Source organism: Actinoallomurus sp. NPDC050550 (assembly GCF_040655075.1).
Taxonomy (GTDB): domain Bacteria; phylum Actinomycetota; class Actinomycetes; order Streptosporangiales; family Streptosporangiaceae; genus Actinoallomurus.
Genome location: NZ_JBFAJC010000088.1, coordinates 18,096 through 34,565, shown reverse-complemented (window position 1 = coordinate 34,565; position 16,470 = coordinate 18,096). Strand labels below are relative to the sequence as shown.

Below are 16,470 nucleotides of genomic sequence, written 5' to 3'. Positions count from 1 at the left end.
ACCTGGTGCTCCGCTACACCCTGTCCGCGAACAGCCCCTACCGCCCGTACCGGCCCCTGAACATCAACGAACAGGACGCGCCCTCCTCCTGAGCCGCCCGGCCCCGGACGGAGGCCGACGGCGGCCGGCAGATATTGAGAGAATGACGTATGGGCTTGATCTCGACCGTCGGCATCGTCCTTCACCCCGAACGCGACTGTAAGGGCGTGATCGACAGGATCACCGGATGGGCGCGTGCCCGGAACGCCCAGGTCCTCGGCGTACCCGGTGAAGTCGCGCGCATCGACGGTGACGTCACCGCCGTGGAGCCCGACGACCTCGCCGAGCGCGCCGACCTGATCGTCAGCCTGGGCGGGGACGGCACCATGCTGCGGGCCATGCGGCTCACCTGCCGTCGGCGGACCCCCGTCCTCGGCGTCAACCTCGGCCGTCTCGGTTTCCTGGCCGAGATCGACATTCCGGAGTTGGACGCGGCGCTGTGCGCCATCGACGAGCACCGCTTCACCATCGAGACGCGCACCGGCCTACAGGCGACCGCGGGCGGCATGAACGCGGTCGCCTTCAACGACGTCGCCCTGGCCCGCGTGCCCGGGCACGGCTTGATCGTCGTCGAAGTGTGCGTCGAAGACAACCCGTTCGTCCGGTACGCCGCCGACGCCGTCGTCGTGGCCACGCCCACCGGTTCCACGGCGTACAGCTTCTCCGCCGGCGGGCCCATCATCTCCCCCAACGCCGAAGGGCTGCTCGTCACGCCGGTCGCCCCGCACTCGGCGTTCAACCGCGCGCTGTTCCTGTCCCCGCAGGAGAAGCTCGCGCTGCGGGTCCTGCCGACCAGCGGCGCCGTCGCCGTCGAGGCCGACGGCCGGCTCATCGGCAACGTGAGCCCCGGCGACGTCCTCAACCTGGCGGCACTGCCCGCCGCCGCCAGCGTCGTACGGCTCGGGCAGACGACCTTCTACCAGCGCGCGCAGCGGCGCCTCCGGCTCACGGGCTCCGCCGAGGCAGGCTGACAAGCCGCAAGGGCTCTAAGGTTCGGCTGTGGACCGCGGCCGAGGCAGGCTGACAAGCCGCAAGGGCTCTAAGGTTCGGCTGTGGACCGCGGCCGAGGGACCCTGCCGCGGGGCAGCCGTCCTCCCCAACGGACAGGAGTACGAATCGATGATCAGTCGCTGGAACCCTGCAGGTGTCGCGCCGCCCGTCGGGCAGTACAGCCACCTGGCCGCCGTACCGCCCGACCATGAGGTGGTCTTCATCTCCGGTCAGCTCGGCCTGCTGGAGGACGGGACACTCGCCGGCCCGGACGCCGAGTCCCAGACGCGTCAGGCGTTCGCCAACATCGGCCGGCTTCTCGACGCGCTCGAGGTCGGGCCCGCGAATTTGGTGAAGCTGCTGACATTCGTGTCCGGTACCGAGCACCTGCCCGGCAGCCGGGTCGCGCGCGAAGAGGTCTTCGCGGACTGGTACCCCGACGGAGACTGGCCCGCCCACTCCCTCATGGTCGTCGCCGCACTCGCCAGGCCGGACCTGACGGTCGAGGTCGAAGCCGTCGCCGCCGTCCCGCGCCGATAAGCGACGCCCGGTAGGCGGTCCCCGGACGACGGCGCCGAGTCCGGGCGAGTTGCAGGCGACGTCAGCGCGGCGGAGTCCACCACGGCGTCCAGAGGCGGGCACCGTCCCGGTCCCGGAGCCGTCGCAGGAAGGACAGCACCCCGGGGGTGCCCATCGCCCAGCTGCCGCTCGCCCCTTCGAGCGTGTTGTCGGGGAGGACCGGTCGCCGCAGGTCGCCACCGCTCCTGGTGAGGATCAGCTCGACCACGTGCTCGGCACCGTGCCAGAACTCCTCCTCCCCGGTCGCCAGCGCGACGTCGATGAGCATGTCGCCGATCCCGGCCAGCCCGCAGCACTGCGACACGACCCACGCCTGAGGGGCGATCGCCAGGCACGCGCGGGCACCCGCCCTGGCGGGCCGCAGGTAGCGCTCGTCGTCGTACGCCCGCGCGGCGTGCAGCAGCGCGGTGACGATCCCGGAGAGCCCCTGGCACCAGGACGCCCCCATCGGCCGGGCGGCGGGCTCGCGCAGCACCCGGGCCAGGGTCGCCGCCTCGTCGGCGAGCGTGTCGAACCGTCGTCGCGCCGCCTCTCCCGCCTCCGGGTCCCCGGTGGCCTGGTGGTAGGCCAGCAGGAACACCGCGATGCCCGCCTCGCCGTGGGCGAAGCCGGACTCGGTGGCCACCCCGGTGCCCGGCTGGGCGGGCGCGGCCGCGTCCTGTGTGTCGCGGACCTCCCCGGCCAGAAGCCGCCGCGCGCATTCGGCGGCGACGGCCGGATGGTCCGATCCGGGATCCAGGTCCGCCAGGAGCAGGTGTCCGGCGCCGATCCCGGCCACGCCGTGCACGTAGTCGCCGCGTTCGGTGTCGCCGAGGCCGATCGGTTCGCACCCGGGAACGTCGGCGCCGAGCAACCGCCGCGCCGCGCTCAGGAACAGCGCCGTCCCGGTGCGGCCGAAGTACAGCGCCGAGGGCAGCGGCGTCGGCGGGATCACCTGGGCGGTCCAGCGCGCCAGCTCGCCCGCCACGGCCTCGGTGTCCGCGTGGTGCAGTAGCTCCATCCCGAGGCCGGACGACCCTCCGTACACGTGCGTCACCGGCGGCGAGGAGCGCCGGGGGTCCGCCGGGCCCTCCATCATCTTCTCGGCGAACCGCACGCACTCGTGTGTCGTGTGCGCAATGACCGCGTCGAGCAGGACAGGGGTGAAGCGTGGCGGTGCGGTCCCCGCCGCACCCGCGGTCGGCCGTCCCGTACGGTGCCGTCCGTCCCGGATGCCGGCCACGGCCGCGGTGCGCTCGGCTGGGTCGAGGCTGAGCAGGCGCGGGATCAACCCCCGTACGCCGGTCGTGACCCCGGGGAAGAGCGCTGCCAGGCTCATCAGGGTGCGTTCGAGGTTGCGGGCCGGATCGGGGTCGACACCGATCGGGTGCATGCCCGTGGCCGCGAAGAACAGGACGCCGCCGAGCGCGAAGTAGTCGTCGGCCGGTTCGGACGGGCGGCCGGTGTGCTGGTCCGGCACGCTGTAGCCCGGGGTCCAGCCGGGGATCTGGAAGCCGTCGTACCTGCTGTTGCCGAAGTCGACGAGCGTGCAGTGGAGGTCGTCGTCCAGCACGACGTTCTTCGGCGACAGGTCGCGAACGACGGCCCCACGGGCGTGCACGGCGTCGAGGAGGCCGACCAGCTGTGTGGCGAGGACGGCCAGGTCGCGGCCCGTACCGGGCGGGTCGTCGGCGAAGATCCCGTGTTCGTTCACGAAGCGGTTGAGGTCGCGGCTCCCCTCCTCGGTGATCACGAGGTACTCGTCCTCTTCGTGCCGGAAGTGGTCGATCAGGCCGGGGACCCCATCGACCCCCGCGAGCGCCTCCAGGATGCGGCGTTCGTTGCGGATCTGCAGCCGCAGGTCCATACCATCGGCGTTCTCCCCCACGTACGCACGGGCCTCTTTGATCACCACACGGCGTCCCGACACGGTGTCCTCGGCACGATAGACGTTGCCGCGCGCGCCGCGTACCACGCCGGAGGTGAGCCGGTAACGGCCGCCGAGGGTCGGCGCGTCCTCCGGCACCCGGTGTCCATCCTCCGGCCGGCCGTCGCCGGCCCCCGGAGCACCGCCCGGCCGCGCCGAGCCGCCGGGCGCCCGGGACGCCGGCCCAGGGAGGGTTCCCGCGGTGCCGGTCGCCGGATCCGGTGCGCCCTGCCGGAAGGGGTCGGACGCCCACGGCGGGCACCGGAACTCCGGACCGGCGGCTCCGGGGAGGAACTCACCGTCGGGGCCGATCAGCACGAGCTCGTAGTCGCCGTTCTCATCGACGCGATACTGCGGCACGAAAGGTCCGTATCGGTAGTAGACGGGCGCGCGCCGGTGCACCCGGCGATCACTGGGCACCCTCGGCGCGGCGAATCCGGCGAGCGCCGCCGCGAGCACCCGTCCGATCCGCACGACCCGGTCCTGGGGCGGGTACACGGTCACGGCCTTGCCGACCGCGCCGGGATCGACGTCACCGGAGTTGAGCTCGCGCAACACCTCGGTGGACCGCGCGACCTTGAAGTCGCAGTCGAGCTGGAACAACAGCGGGAGAATCCGGTCGAGCGTCGCGACCAGGGTGCCGGGGCGCGCGGACACATGGAGCTTCCAGCCCTGCGCGGGAACGTCGAGGCCGGGCCGGTGCACGCTGACCCAGATGTCGTCGACATACACCTCGCACCGCTCACGTGCCGCTATTTCAGTGAGCTTTTCCGCCATATCCTCTGTTCGATCCGAAACAGCGGCGCCCATGAAGCCCCTCCCTGTGATCACAGAATCTACATGCACCGCGATTTTCCAGCGCGAGAAAGGCCATCGGGCCATACCGATGGCCTTTCTCTCACACGTCTTCCGGGAGCGCTCCATCCCGGCGGGTGTGGTCAGTGCCGGACCGGGTGAGGGTCCGGGCGACCTTCGTGCGGGCGGTTACTTGATGGAGGCGCAGCAGGGGAAGGTGCTGCAGACGGTGCGCTTGCACGTGTTGACGCAGGCCTGCGGGCCGTGCAGCAGCTCCATGAGCTCGCCTTCGAAGTCGATGGCGAAGTCGTCGGCCTCGAGCACACCTGCGTCGCGGGGTTCGAGCGTGAGTGCGGGCATTACCGGGCTCCTTTCTCGGCCGGCACCTCGTGGGCGGGCCGAAACCGTCGTCAGGGCGCAGCCGTCCAGGTGAGGATGGCGCCCCGTGGGTTTATCGATGGCAAAGACGAGAGCGCACGGAACGACGCCTTGACCATGGACAACCTCCAGCATTATCAGGACGATCTTGAGCGCTGTCCAGACGGCGATGACATGTTTTGACTCTGCCAAAATGGGCTTCCCGGCCCTGACTCCCGATGTCAACCATTCACGGTGTTGCGTTTTCCGGAGAAGAAGGCATAATGGCTGGACGATATTTTCCTACCGTTCAGGTCTGACCGATGAAGATTATTTACAGGGATGGGCCGATGATCTAGCTTGAGTGCTCATGAGCACTGTCACCGCGGGCGCGGTCCGCGCCCGGTGAGACTCCGGCGGAGGAACCGGCCCGCTGCTCCCGCCGCCGACGAGTCGGGTCTCGCACTGCGGTACTGGGAGATCCACGACGAGCGGTTCATGTCCGCGGGCCTGACCACGATGGCGCGCCGGCTGCCCGCCCTGACCGGTGCCGCCCTGCGGCTGGCGTGGCAGGCGGACCGGCTCGACACGGTCGCCACGCTCGGCCTGAACCTCATCGCGGGAGTGTTCACCGCCTTCGGGCTCTTGGCGACGACCGGTGTCCTGGAGTCGCTGTTCGCCGACGGTCCCAGTGCCGCCCGGGTCCGCGCGGCACTGCCGGCGCTGCTCCTCGTCGCCACGGCGACCGCGGTCCGTGCCGGGCTGCTGGCGGCCGCCGGCTGGGCACAGCTGCGGCTCAAGCCGCGCGTGGAACGCCTGGCCGAGACACGCCTCTTCCAGCTCACGACGCGAGTCGAGCTGAGCGCGTTCGACGACGACGAGTTCCACAACGCGATGCAACGGGCACGGGACAGCGGCGTCCCCGACTCGGTGACCGTCGTCGAGATGACGGTCAACGTCCTCACCGGCGCGGTCGGCATCGTCGCGGCCGCGGCCGCCCTCGGCGTCCTGAACCCGGTCCTCTTGCCGCTACTGCTGATCACCGCCCTGCCGGATGGATGGGCGGCACTGCGCGCCGCCCGCATGCGCTACCTGGCGTTCCGCAGGATGTCCCGGGCACGGCGCCGCAAATTCATGCTCTCGGACCTGATGGCCGAGCGGCCGCCCGCCGCCGAGGTACGCGCGTTCGGCCTGCGCCCCTTCCTCCTCGGCGAGTACGACCGGATCGCCGATGCCGAACAGCAGGTCGAACTCGACGTCGCCCGGCAGCAGACCACCACGAGGGTCGCCGGCGATCTCCTGACCGGCACCGCCACCGGCCTGGTCTACGCGGCGCTCGGCGGTCTCCTCGCCGCGGGGGTCATCCCACTCGCCGTCACGGGAACGGCCGTGCTCGCCATCCGGGCCGGCCAGTCCTCCCTCGCCGCCCTCATGCCGGCCCTCAACAAGCTGTACGAGGCCGGCCTCTACTTCGGCGACTACCTCGACTTCTGCGCGATGGCCCGCGAACGCGTCCCCGCCCGGCGTTCCCTGGCGGCGCCGGAGTCCTTCGACCGCATCACCGTCGAGAAGGTCACCTTCACCTATCCGGGCTCCGGCACGCCCGCGCTGCGGGACGTCGACCTGACGATCCGCCTCGGCCAGGTGATCGCACTCGTGGGGGAGAACGGTTCCGGCAAGACCACGCTCGCCAAGCTGCTCGCCGGCCTGTACGCGCCCGACTCCGGCAAGGTGCGCTGGGACGACATCGATATCTCCGCGATCGACGGCGACACGCTCCGCGAGCGCATCGCGGTGATCGCGCAGGACCACACCCGGTGGCCGCTCACCGTCCGGGACAACATCCTCATGGGCCGGTCACCCGACGAGGACCGGCTGGCCGACGCCGCCCGGACGGCAGGCGCCGACCAGGTCGTCGCCCGGCTCCCTCAGGGGTACGACACGCTGCTCGACCGTCGGTTCGAGGGCGGGCACGAACTGTCCGGCGGCCAGTGGCAGCGGATCGCGACGGCCCGCGGCTTCTACCGCGACGCGCCCTTGATGATCTTCGATGAGCCGACCTCCGCGCTGGACGCGCGCGCCGAGCACGCCCTGTTCGAGCGCATTCGCGACCACGCGCAGGATCGCACGGTCGTGCTGATCACGCACCGTCTGGCGAGCGTCCGCTACGCCGACCACATCTACGTACTCGACGAAGGCCGGGTCACCGAGCACGGCACGCATCTCCAGCTCATGCGCGCCGAAGGCCTGTACGCCCAGCTCTATGAACTCCAGGCGGCCGCCTACCGCGCGGCCCCCGACCTGCAACCGGGCTGACCCGGATATTCTCGCGATGTGGCGACGCAGACCGGTGGCGGTTCGATCGACAAGGCGCTCACGGTGCTGGAGGCACTGGCCGAGCACAGCCGGGTGACCGACATCGCGGCCGGCACCGGGCTTCCGAAGTCGACGGTGCACCGCATCCTCCAGTCCCTGGTCGGGTGGGGGTTCGCCCGCACCGACGGCAATGGCGGCTACCTCCCCGGCCCGCGGATCCTGACGCTGGCGGGCAAGGTGATGAGCCGATTCGACCCGGCGCAGCACGCCGACTCGGCGCTCCAGGCGCTGCGCGACCGTACGGGCTTCACCGTGCACTTCGCGATCCGCAGCGGTGACGAGGCCGTCTACGTGCGCAAGCTCGAGGGCCTGCGGCCGTACCAGATGGGCTCCCGGGTCGGCATGAGCCTGCCGCTGCACTCCACCTCGATCGGCAAGGCGATCCTCGCCCGGCTGCCCGACCAGGAGGTCACCGCGATCACCGCACGGACCGGCCTGGCACCGCGCACCCAGCACACGATCACGGACGTCGACGCGCTGATCGCCCACCTGAGCGAGGTCCGCCGGTGCGGCTACGCGATCGACAACGAGGAGAACGAGCGCGGCATCCGCTGCGTGGGCGCGCCCGTCTTCGACCACACGGGCGCGGTGATGGGCGGGATCTCCATCTCCGGTCTCGCGTTCGAGGTCGACCCGGACGACCACACCCTCATGGCCGAGGTGGTGGCCGCCGCGCGGGACGTCTCACTCGCGATGGGCGCCCCGCCCGACCGCGTGCCCACCCCCGCACCCGCCTGATCCGCCCGCCGCGCACCGTGCGGGAGCCGTTGTGTCGTCCGGCCCGCCCGTGCGCGTGGTCGCTCAGTCTTGGGCGAGGAGCCGCTCGATCTCGGCGGCCGTGGCGATCCGGCCGGTGCCGCCCTGGCCGCCGAGGCAGATCGACGCCGCCGCCGCGCCGCCGCGGACGGCGTCCACGATGGACGCGCCGCGCGCGAGGCGAGCGGTGAGCGCGCCGCCGAAGGCGTCTCCCGCACCGGTCGCGTCGACGATCTCCGTGGCGGGGATGGCCGGCAGGTGTCGCCGCTCCCGCCGGCTCGCGAGAAGGACCCCGTCGGCGCCGCAGGTGACCGCGACGGCCGCCGCGCCCAGGTCGAGGCAGGCCTCGGCGGCCTCCTCGGGATCGGTGGTGTCCAGCAGTGCCGAGGTGTCGGTGGGGCAGGACGGCAGGACCAGCGCGGCCCTGGGCGCGACCTTCGCCAGGATCGCGCGCGCGTCGCCGGGTGTGGTCAGCCGGCTCCGGAAGTTGGGGTCGTAGACGACCTTGCCGTCGGCCTTCTCGGCCGCGTGCACGACGGCGGCGGCGCAGGAGTCCGACAGCGCGGCCGTGATGCCGCTGAGCAGTACCGCCCTTGCCTCGGCGACAGGGGCGCGGTCCACGTCGGAGGGGCCGAGCCGGGAGGCTGCGCTGCCGGAGCGCAGGTAGGCGAAGGCGCGGGTGCCGAGCGGGTCCGCTCCGACGACGTACGCGCCCGTGTGACCCGGTCCCCGCCACATCCAGCGGGTGTCGATGCCGTGGCGGGCGGCGAAGTCGACGAGGCGGTCGCCGAACTCGTCCTCGCCGGTCCGGGTGACGAGGGCGACGTGGGCTCCGGCGGCCGACGCGGCGATCGCCGCGTTGAGCGCGTCACCGGAAAAGGACAGCCGGAAGGTCTCCGCGTGGGTCAGCGGGTCGGCGGCCGAGAACTCGACCAGCGGCTCCCCGACGATGACGACGTCGGGAACGTCGCCGCGGGTCACTTGGCCACCTCGATCAGCTCGCGTACGGCCTTGGCCGGGTCGGGCGCCTTCACCAGGTCGGATCCGACGCCCACGGCGTACGCGCCCGCGTCGAGGTAGGCGGGGACGTCACGCAGCGCGATGCCGCCGGTGGGCACGACGCGCGCGCCCGGCAGCACGGCCAGGACGGAGCGCAGGTACGCCGGGCCGCCCACGTGCGCGGGGAACAGCTTGGCGATGCCGCGTCCGGCGGCCGCAGCGACCTCGCCGGGCGTGAAGCCGCCTTCGAGGAAGGGCGTCCCGGTCTCGCCGACGGCCGCACGGACGGCCTCGGCCGGGTAGGGGCTGACGAGGAAGTCGGCGCCGGCGTCGAGCGCCCGGCGGGCATCCTCGGCGGTGGTCACGGTGCCGGCTCCGAGCACTGCCGCCGGATGGGCGCGGCGCAGGCCGGCCAGGGCGTCGGCCCAGCCGGGAGTGGTCGCGGTCAGCTCGATGACGTTCAGGCCGGCGTCGAGCAGCGTCTCGGCGGCCTTGACGGCGCCCGCGGCGTCCGGCGTTCTGAGCACCGGCAGCACCCGCGCCGCCCCGATCGCCTGTTCGATCTCCACCCGATCCATCCGACCGCCCTCGTTCTGTACAGCGGGACAACGTTCCATAACCATGATAAATGAGAAGCGGATCGAACGCCTCGTGGCTATGGTGCTGCCAGCCGGATGATCTACCAGCCCCCGGGACCGCCTATGACCGAGCGGAGCGAGGGAATCGAAAGCACAGTCCGTACGAGTCGCCTCTCCGACGAAGGAGGACCCCCGATGGAGATCCTGCTCGCCGGCATCGTCGGCTCCACCGCGTACGGCCTGGCCACCCCCGACTCCGACATCGACCGGCTCGGCGTCTTCGCCGCGCCGACCCGATCCCTGCTGGGGCTGCGGACCCCGCGCGAGTCGATCGTGACGACCTCTCCCGACCGGACGCTGCACGAGGCCCGGAAGTGGTGCAGCCTCGCCCTGGGCGGCAACCCGACCGTCATGGAGCTGGTCTGGCTGCCGGACGACCTGTACGAGACGCGCACCCCATTCGGCGACGAGCTGATCGGCATCCGATCCGCCTTCCTGTCCGCCACGCGGGTCCGGGACGCGTATCTCGGCTACGCCACCCAGCAGTTCCGCAAACTGGAGAACCGCGGCGACGGCTCGTTCTCCGCCGATACCCGTCGGCGGACGGCCAAGCACGCCCGGCACCTGGCGCGGCTGGTCCACCAGGGCCGCGAGCTGTACGCCACCGGCGACCTGCGGATCCGCCTCGACGACCCGGAGTGGTACCGCGATTTCGGGAACGGCGTGGCCGACGGCGACATCGAGTCCGCCCGGCGCCTGCTCGCCGAGGTCGAGGCCGAATTCGACCGGATCCGTACGCCGCTCCCGGACCGTCCCGACGAGGACACCGTCGAGGCATGGCTCCTGGCCGTACGCCGTGCCCACTACGCCGAGCCCGGGTGACTCGGGCCCGACCGGGGAGCGTCAGAGCCGGGTCCGGCGGCCTGGGCGCAGGCGTTCCAGGCGCCACCAGGCGATGACGACGAACACCAGCCCGAGGCCGGCCAGCACTCCCATGTCGGTGGCCCAGGTCGTCGCGTCGGGGTGCCAGAGCCGGTCGTGGATCGGTCTGTGCGGCAGGTGTCCGAGGTCGACGGTCGAGGCGGCCGCGCCCAGGCCCCAGCGCGACGGCGTCACCCAGGCGATCTGTTCCAGGCCCGCCTTGCCCTCCAGCGGCATGAGGGCCCCGCAGAGGATCACCTGGGCCAGCGACAGCAGCACCAGCAGCGGCATGGTCTTCTCCGACGTGCTGACCGCCGCCGACACCAGGAGGCCCATCACCATGGACACGATCGCCAACCCGGCCATGGCCAGCATGAGCTCCAGGTACGGCGAGGTGAACGCCCCGTGCGCCGGCATCGGCCGGAACACCAGCCCGATGAGGACGAGCAGCACCGCCTGCACGCCGGTGATCAGCCCCAGGATGAAGATCTTGGACAGCAGGTAGATCCCGGCCGACAGTCCGGCCGCGCGCTCCCGCCGGTAGATCGGACGCTCCTTGACCAGCTCTCGTACGGAGTTGGCGGCGCCGACGAAGCAGGCGCCGATCACCAGGGTCAGCAGCACCGACGCCGCGTCGTCGTTCTCCCCCAGGCCGGTCAGCCCGTGGGGGGCGGGCATCGCCCGGATGAGCAGCCCGACGACCAGCGGCAGCACCGCCACCACGGCCAGGTAGCTGCGGTCCGAGCCGATCACCGCGAGGTACCGGCGGCAGAGGGTGCCGAGCTGCGCGAACCGACCCTGTCGCCGGGGCGGCGGGGCCGCCGTGACCCGCTCCGCGCCGGGCGTCTCGGCGTCGCCGTCCAGCCCCGACAGGACATAGCGCGAGTAGAGCGGCGCCATCCGGAACTCGGCGGCCCAGTCGCGGTCCGGCTCGCGGTCGAACGCCTGGAACACCTCCGCCCAGCTCGCCTTGCCGAAGAAGCTCAGCCCCTCCTCTGGCGGACCGTAGAAGGCGACCCGGCCACCGGGGACGAGGACGAGCAGGCGATCGCAGGTGTCCAGGTTGGCGACGCTGTGCGTGACGACGACGATCGTCCGGCCGTCGTGCGCGAGGTCGCGCATCATCTCCATGACGGACTTGTCCAGGCCCGGGTCCAGGCCGGAGGTGGGTTCGTCCAGGAACAGCAGTGACGGCTTGGTCAGCAGTTCGAGCGCGACGCTGACCCGTTTGCGCTGGCCGCCGGACAGGGAGTCGATCCGGGTCTGCGCGTGCGGGGTCAGCCCGAGCTCCTCGATCACCTCATCGACCCGCCGGTCGCGTTCGGCCGCGACCGTGTCCCCGGGGAACCGCAGCTCCGCGGCGTACCGCAGCGCCCGGCGGGTGGGCAGCTGGGTGTGCAGGATGTCCTCCTGCGGCACCAGGCCGATGCGGTGCCGCAGCTCCGCATAGTGCCGGTACAGGTCCCGGTTGTCGTACCGCACGCCGCCCTCGGTCGCCGGGCGGGTCCCGGTCACCGCGCCCAGCAGGGTCGACTTGCCCGCGCCGCTCGGGCCGATCACCCCAACGAGGCAGCGCTCGGGGATGGGGAAGCTGACGTGGTCGAGCAGGACCTTGCCCTTCGAGGTCCGTACGGTGAGGTCGTTCGCGACGAGGGAGACGTCGCCGGTGTCGATGAACTCCCGGAGTTCGTCGCCGACGAGCCGGAAAGTGGCCCGACCGATTCCGACGATGTCACTTTCGGTGAGCGCCGCCGAAGTGATCCGTTTCCCGTTGACGAAGGTGCCATTATGGCCGCCGAGATCGACGATCTCGTGCCGTCCGTCGGCTCTTTTCCGCAGCTCTGCGTGATACCGGGAAACGATCAAATCGGAGAGTACGACGTCATTGTCCGGGGCGCGCCCGATTCGCAGCGGGCGGGACGGGACGCGAATGACGGAGGTCGGTTCACGGTCGACGCCGATGCGCGAGTCGGGCACCAGCGGGACCGAGCAGGCCAGCTGCGGGCCGCTGCCGACATCGCCCAGCCGGAAGACGATCTCGCCCTCGATGCCGGCACGCTGGATGCGCCGGGATCCCGCGAACGTGCCGTTCGTGCTGTCCTGATCCTCCAGTAGCCAGCCGTTGTCGTCCGTGCGCAGAATGGCGTGCCGCCAGGAGACGCGCGGGTCGTCGATCGGGATGTCGGCCGCCGGATCACGCCCGACGACGTACGAGCTCCCGGGCTGCAACCTGCGAACGGACTCCTTCGTCCGCACGACGAGAACCGCCGGGGCCATCGATGAGACAAAGCCCTCGGCCTCCATATCCCCGCAGTGTAGAGCGGATGCCACGAAAGGCCCAACTTTCCGTCATGACTTTGCCGTGAAGGCATTGACGGTTTCCGCGCGGTGAAATTTGCTGAGCGTCATGGCGACCCGTACCATGCTCAAATGAGTGCGCCCGAAAGCGATCGGACGCGCCCGGATCTTCGCCCGCCGAGGCGGCGCCGACGGCGACCGTGGGTCGTCGCATCGGTGATCGTCCTGGCGCTGCTCGTTCTCCTCGTCATTCTGGACCGGTTCGCGGCCGCGTACGCCGAGAGCCGCATCGCCGGTGAGATCCAGAAGCAGGGCTTCGGCACACGTCCCGACGTGACGATTCACGGCTTCCCCTTCGTGACCCAGGTCCTGGACCGGCACTTCCCGCACGCCCACATGACCGCGCGCAATGTACGGGAGGGGCCGATCACCATCAGCCGCATCGACGGCGACGTACGCGACGTCCGCGTCGACTCGGGGTTCCGCAAGGGCACCCTCGGCCGGGTGGACGGCACCGCGACCATCGCGTTCGGCGATCTGGCCAAGGTGTCCGATCAACCAGGGGTGAAGTTCTCCGCGGACGGACCCGACAAGGTGAAGGGCGACGTCGACTTCGGCATCGCCTCCGGCACGGTCGTCTGGCAGGTCACCAAGGTCGGCCGGAACCAGATCCGCGTCCACCCCCTGTCGGCCGAGGGCTTCTCCCTCGCCGACCTCGACCAGGACCTCGACTTCACCGTCCCGGTCGACGGGCTGCCACTCGGCCTGACGTTCCAGAGCCTGTCGGTCACCGACAAGGGCATCGAGCTCCGCGTCACCGGCTCCCACATCGCGTTCAGCGGCTGACCGGCTCGCCGCGGACGCGGGCGGCGCGCTCGTACTGGTCGTCGAAACGGCGCGGGAACGGCAGCATGCGGTGCCGTTCCCGCCATCGGGTGAGCTGGCGTACGGCGTTGCAGCCCGCCGCCGTGATGATCCGGTCGGCCTCGGCGAACAGCGGCCACGCCGGATAGACGTCGCGGTGCGCGACCTCCGGCGGCAGGGCGTCCGGGCGGCTCGGCGACACGAGCGTGAGGTACGGCCGCGCGCCCTCGATCGCCGCGATGTCCTGCGCGTACGCGACGAGCTGGGTCTGCTCGTCCGCGGGCCCGGAGTGGACGATGAGCCAGCCGCCGGGCTCGACCGGGACGGCGGGGCGCGGCTCCGGTGGGTCGGCCAGCGTCAGGGTCGCGACCTCGGAGGACACCGCGTCGAGGTACGCGCGGTGGGCGCCGCCGACCGGCTCCACCAGCCAGGTCCGGGCGAACTTCAGGGGCTCCGGCGGCAGCAACGGCCGGTAGGCGTCCCAGCGCAGCAGGCGGGCGAGGTGGACGGCGCGGGTGCCGGGCGGAACGGCGGCGGCGCTCAGCTCGCCGGACAGCCCGGCCGGGAAGGCGTCCACGACCAGCTCGCGCGGACGCAGCGCGGCGAGGGTCACCCGCACCCACCGGGTGAGCTCGTCCCGGTCGAGCCCGGCGGGCGCGGACAGGACCCGGTGCCCGGACAGGACCCGCGGATCGCCGGCGAACGGGGAGCCGGTGAGGATCATAACTTTTTCCGCACTCAATCCGCGGGTGTGGAGGTAGGCCCGGATCCGAGTGAGATGCCCCAGCCCACCGCCGTGCGCGTAGCAGACGATCAACGCGCGGTCTCGGTCAGCACGGCCAGGTACCCGGCCGTCTCGGCCTCGGGGGTGAAGTCCCGGCGGACGCGTTCACCCGCGGCCGCCCCCAGTTTGGCCAGCCGCTCGTCCGTGGCACGGGCCGCGCGGTCCACGGCCGCGCGGCAGCCGTGGGCGTCACCTGCCCGGAAGGTGAAGCCGATCTCCTCGTCCGCCACGTCGGCCAGGCCGCCGGCGTCCGAGACCAACAGCGGCACGCCGAGCGCCGCCGCCTCCAGGGCGACGTTCGGCAGCCCGTCATAGAAGGACGGGAGCGCGACCAGATCACAGGCCGCGTAGACGCCCGGCAGGTCGTACCGGTCCTGGAACGGCATCCGAGTGTGGGCCACGGCGTCCAGGCGGGTCTCCACCCCGTCCTCGACCTCGCCGACGAGGAGCAGGTGGAACGCCGGGGTGTGGCCGGAGGCGAGCAGCGCGTCGAGCAGGAATCCGACGCCCTTCTTGTTCTTCAGCTGCCCGACCAGGCCGATCACGCGGCGGCCGGGCTCGACGTGGGCCGCCCGCCACTCCCGCGCGCGGGCACGCTCGGAGGGAAGGATCTCCCAGCTCGCGGTGTCGACGCTGTTGGCCACCCAGGTCACGGCGGCCTCCGGGACGAGCGCGGACACCAGCGGAGCGTGGGAGCGGGCGACCACGCAGACGCGGGCGGAGCCGCGCAGCGCCGTCAGCAGCGCCTCCCGGCGGCGCAGCGAGAAGACGCCGGTGTCGAAGTCGTTGCCGCGCAGCAGTGTGACCAGCGGCGCGCCGAGCCAGGCCGCCAGGACCGGGGCGCCGAGCACGGCGTACGTGCCGCCGAACGCGACGACGTGGGTGTACTCCTCGCCGGTCAGTTCCGTCCACAGCCGGCGCAGCGCGTGCTCGGGATTGTCCTCCAGCGGAACGACCAGCAGCCGGCCGCCCGCCTCCCGATTCACCTGCCAGGGCCGCGACCGGCGCGTCAGGTGCGCCACGTCGACCTCCACGCCCGCCCGGCGCAGTCCCCGCACGATGCGGTCGCAGGACTCGGCCATGCCGCCGCGGCTCGGCGGATAGTGCTCGGTGATCCACAGAACGCGCATCAGCTGTCGACCCAGTCGTTCCCATCGTCGCCGCCGATGTCGAACCCGCCGTCGTCACCGGTGTCCCCGCCGACGTCGAAGCCGTCATCGAACTGGCCGCGGTCGTAGGAGTCGAACTGCGAGTACCACAGCGGGTCGCTGTACTGCCCAGAGCTCTGCTCGTAGTACCGGCGGCGGTAGCCGCGCGCCCACCCCGGGTGGAAGGGGTCCGTGTAGGCCTGCGCGGCGGCGCACTCGGGGCACAGCCCCTGCGGGTCGATGTGCTCGGCGCACACCGGCCGGCCGCAGCGGCAGACGGTGACCGGCGGCCGTCCGCACCGGCCGAGCAGGAAGAAGCCGGTCGTCACGGCACAGGGGTTCACGCGGTCCTCCTCGCCGTCGTCGCCGGCGGCGTCCACCGGAACGGCTCGGTCGCCACCGCCAGGATCCACTGGACCATGTCCACCTCGGCGGGCGCGGGGGCGACCTTCATCGTCGAACTGATCACCGTCCGCTTGCCGGACTTGACTCGCACCGCGATCCAGGGCGGCGGCGGGGTGTCCGGCCGCCGCACCTCCGTGCCGGGCGGCAGCGTCCGCCTCGCGGTGATCCGCTGCACCGTCTTCATCTTGGTCTTCGTCTTGTGCTTCCCACGCGGGTTGACCTTGTGGATCTTGCGGTAGCGGACCCGATCGGTGACGGTCAGCTCGAGGACGCTGCCGTCATGCAGGACCGCCCGCACTGCGAGCCACGGGTCGAGCGCGAACCACTCGGTGATGCTCCGGATGGGCCGCCGGGCCGGCAACCGCTGGCTCGGCCCGGCCTTGCCGGGCACACCGGGCCCGCGAAGGTCGGCGGTGACGCCGACGGGGCCGTCCGGCGCGACGTCTTCGCACAGCACCCGGATCAGCGGCACCAGCACGGTCACCGTCCGGTCCGGCAGGCGCCACTTGCGCCGCTTCACGGTGCCCTCATGCCGGGCGAGGCTGGCCACCACGGCGTTCCACTCGGCGGGCGGAAGCATGACGGATGCGGTGCGTTGCCAGATGAGCCCCTGGTGAACCGGGTGAAACCCCTCGATCGCTGTCCGTGTCTTCCGCCAGAACATGGCCGGACCCT

General features: G+C 71.7%; 15 protein-coding genes. 6 read left to right on the top strand and 9 right to left on the bottom strand.

Annotated elements, in window-relative coordinates; all coding sequences use genetic code 11:
* Positions 1-149 precede the first annotated feature (149 nt).
* Entirely contained in the window at positions 150-1,010 is an 861-nt protein-coding gene (locus AB0I04_RS52295) for an NAD(+)/NADH kinase (protein WP_360903524.1), read from the top strand.
* A gap of 148 nt (positions 1,011-1,158) precedes the next feature.
* A complete protein-coding gene (locus AB0I04_RS52290) occupies positions 1,159-1,569 on the top strand; it encodes a RidA family protein (protein ID WP_360903521.1) in 411 nt (136 codons plus the stop codon).
* Positions 1,570-1,630: 61 nt separating this feature from the next.
* On the opposite strand, the gene lanL is transcribed toward AB0I04_RS52290, so the two are convergent.
* Positions 1,631-4,291 carry a class IV lanthionine synthetase LanL gene (gene lanL / locus AB0I04_RS52285; RefSeq protein WP_360903518.1) on the bottom strand — a complete coding sequence of 887 codons (2,661 nt, stop codon included), beginning with the start codon at positions 4,289-4,291 and terminating at the stop codon, positions 1,631-1,633.
* A 207-nt stretch (positions 4,292-4,498) separates the two neighbouring features.
* Positions 4,499-4,669: an SflA family class IV lanthipeptide gene (locus AB0I04_RS52280; protein WP_360903515.1), complete on the bottom strand. Its 171-nt coding sequence runs from the start codon at positions 4,667-4,669 to the stop codon at positions 4,499-4,501.
* Between the two features lie 402 nt (positions 4,670-5,071).
* Between AB0I04_RS52280 and AB0I04_RS52275 the strand changes: the two genes are divergently transcribed.
* Positions 5,072-6,982, top strand: coding sequence for an ABC transporter ATP-binding protein (locus AB0I04_RS52275; RefSeq protein ID WP_360903512.1), 1,911 nt, complete (start codon positions 5,072-5,074; stop codon positions 6,980-6,982).
* 18 nt (positions 6,983-7,000) lie between these two features.
* Positions 7,001-7,780: an IclR family transcriptional regulator gene (locus tag AB0I04_RS52270; RefSeq protein WP_360903509.1), complete on the top strand. Its 780-nt coding sequence runs from the start codon at positions 7,001-7,003 to the stop codon at positions 7,778-7,780.
* A gap of 63 nt (positions 7,781-7,843) precedes the next feature.
* On the opposite strand, the gene AB0I04_RS52265 is transcribed toward AB0I04_RS52270, so the two are convergent.
* Together AB0I04_RS52265 and AB0I04_RS52260 are read right to left on the bottom strand one after the other, a co-directional pair.
* On the bottom strand, positions 7,844-8,779 hold the full coding sequence (locus AB0I04_RS52265; protein ID WP_360903506.1) for a sugar kinase: 936 nt from the start codon (positions 8,777-8,779) through the stop codon (positions 7,844-7,846).
* On the bottom strand, positions 8,776-9,375 hold the full coding sequence (locus tag AB0I04_RS52260; RefSeq protein WP_360903503.1) for a bifunctional 4-hydroxy-2-oxoglutarate aldolase/2-dehydro-3-deoxy-phosphogluconate aldolase: 600 nt from the start codon (positions 9,373-9,375) through the stop codon (positions 8,776-8,778). The genes AB0I04_RS52265 and AB0I04_RS52260 overlap by 4 nt, the downstream gene beginning before the upstream one ends.
* Before the next feature lie 195 nt (positions 9,376-9,570).
* Between AB0I04_RS52260 and AB0I04_RS52255 the strand changes: the two genes are divergently transcribed.
* Complete coding sequence (locus AB0I04_RS52255) at positions 9,571-10,257, top strand: nucleotidyltransferase domain-containing protein (RefSeq protein ID WP_360903500.1); 687 nt, start codon at positions 9,571-9,573, stop codon at positions 10,255-10,257.
* 21 nt (positions 10,258-10,278) lie between these two features.
* Here AB0I04_RS52255 and AB0I04_RS52250 read toward each other — a convergent pair whose 3' ends face one another.
* Positions 10,279-12,525 (bottom strand): FHA domain-containing protein, encoded by a 2,247-nt coding sequence (locus AB0I04_RS52250; RefSeq protein ID WP_360903497.1) that lies wholly within the window; start codon positions 12,523-12,525, stop codon positions 10,279-10,281.
* A 201-nt stretch (positions 12,526-12,726) separates the two neighbouring features.
* Here AB0I04_RS52250 and AB0I04_RS52245 point away from each other — a divergent pair, with 201 nt between their 5' ends.
* Positions 12,727-13,440 (top strand): DUF2993 domain-containing protein, encoded by a 714-nt coding sequence (locus AB0I04_RS52245; protein WP_360903494.1) that lies wholly within the window; start codon positions 12,727-12,729, stop codon positions 13,438-13,440.
* Here the strand turns inward: AB0I04_RS52245 and AB0I04_RS52240 are convergent.
* From AB0I04_RS52240 to AB0I04_RS52225, 4 genes are all read right to left on the bottom strand, one after another.
* Positions 13,430-14,182, bottom strand: coding sequence for a hypothetical protein (locus AB0I04_RS52240; protein ID WP_360903491.1), 753 nt, complete (start codon positions 14,180-14,182; stop codon positions 13,430-13,432). The two genes, AB0I04_RS52245 and AB0I04_RS52240, sit on opposite strands and share 11 nt — an antisense overlap.
* An 89-nt stretch (positions 14,183-14,271) precedes the next feature.
* Entirely contained in the window at positions 14,272-15,372 is a 1,101-nt protein-coding gene (locus tag AB0I04_RS52235) for a glycosyltransferase family 4 protein (RefSeq protein WP_360903488.1), read from the bottom strand.
* Positions 15,372-15,734 carry a hypothetical protein gene (locus tag AB0I04_RS52230; RefSeq protein WP_360903485.1) on the bottom strand — a complete coding sequence of 121 codons (363 nt, stop codon included), beginning with the start codon at positions 15,732-15,734 and terminating at the stop codon, positions 15,372-15,374. Before AB0I04_RS52230 ends, AB0I04_RS52235 begins: the two co-directional genes overlap by 1 nt.
* The gene (locus AB0I04_RS52225; RefSeq protein WP_360903482.1) at positions 15,731-16,459 is read right to left on the bottom strand and encodes a hypothetical protein; all 729 of its coding nucleotides are present in this window, start codon (positions 16,457-16,459) and stop codon (positions 15,731-15,733) included. Before AB0I04_RS52225 ends, AB0I04_RS52230 begins: the two co-directional genes overlap by 4 nt.
* Positions 16,460-16,470: the final 11 nt, after the last annotated feature.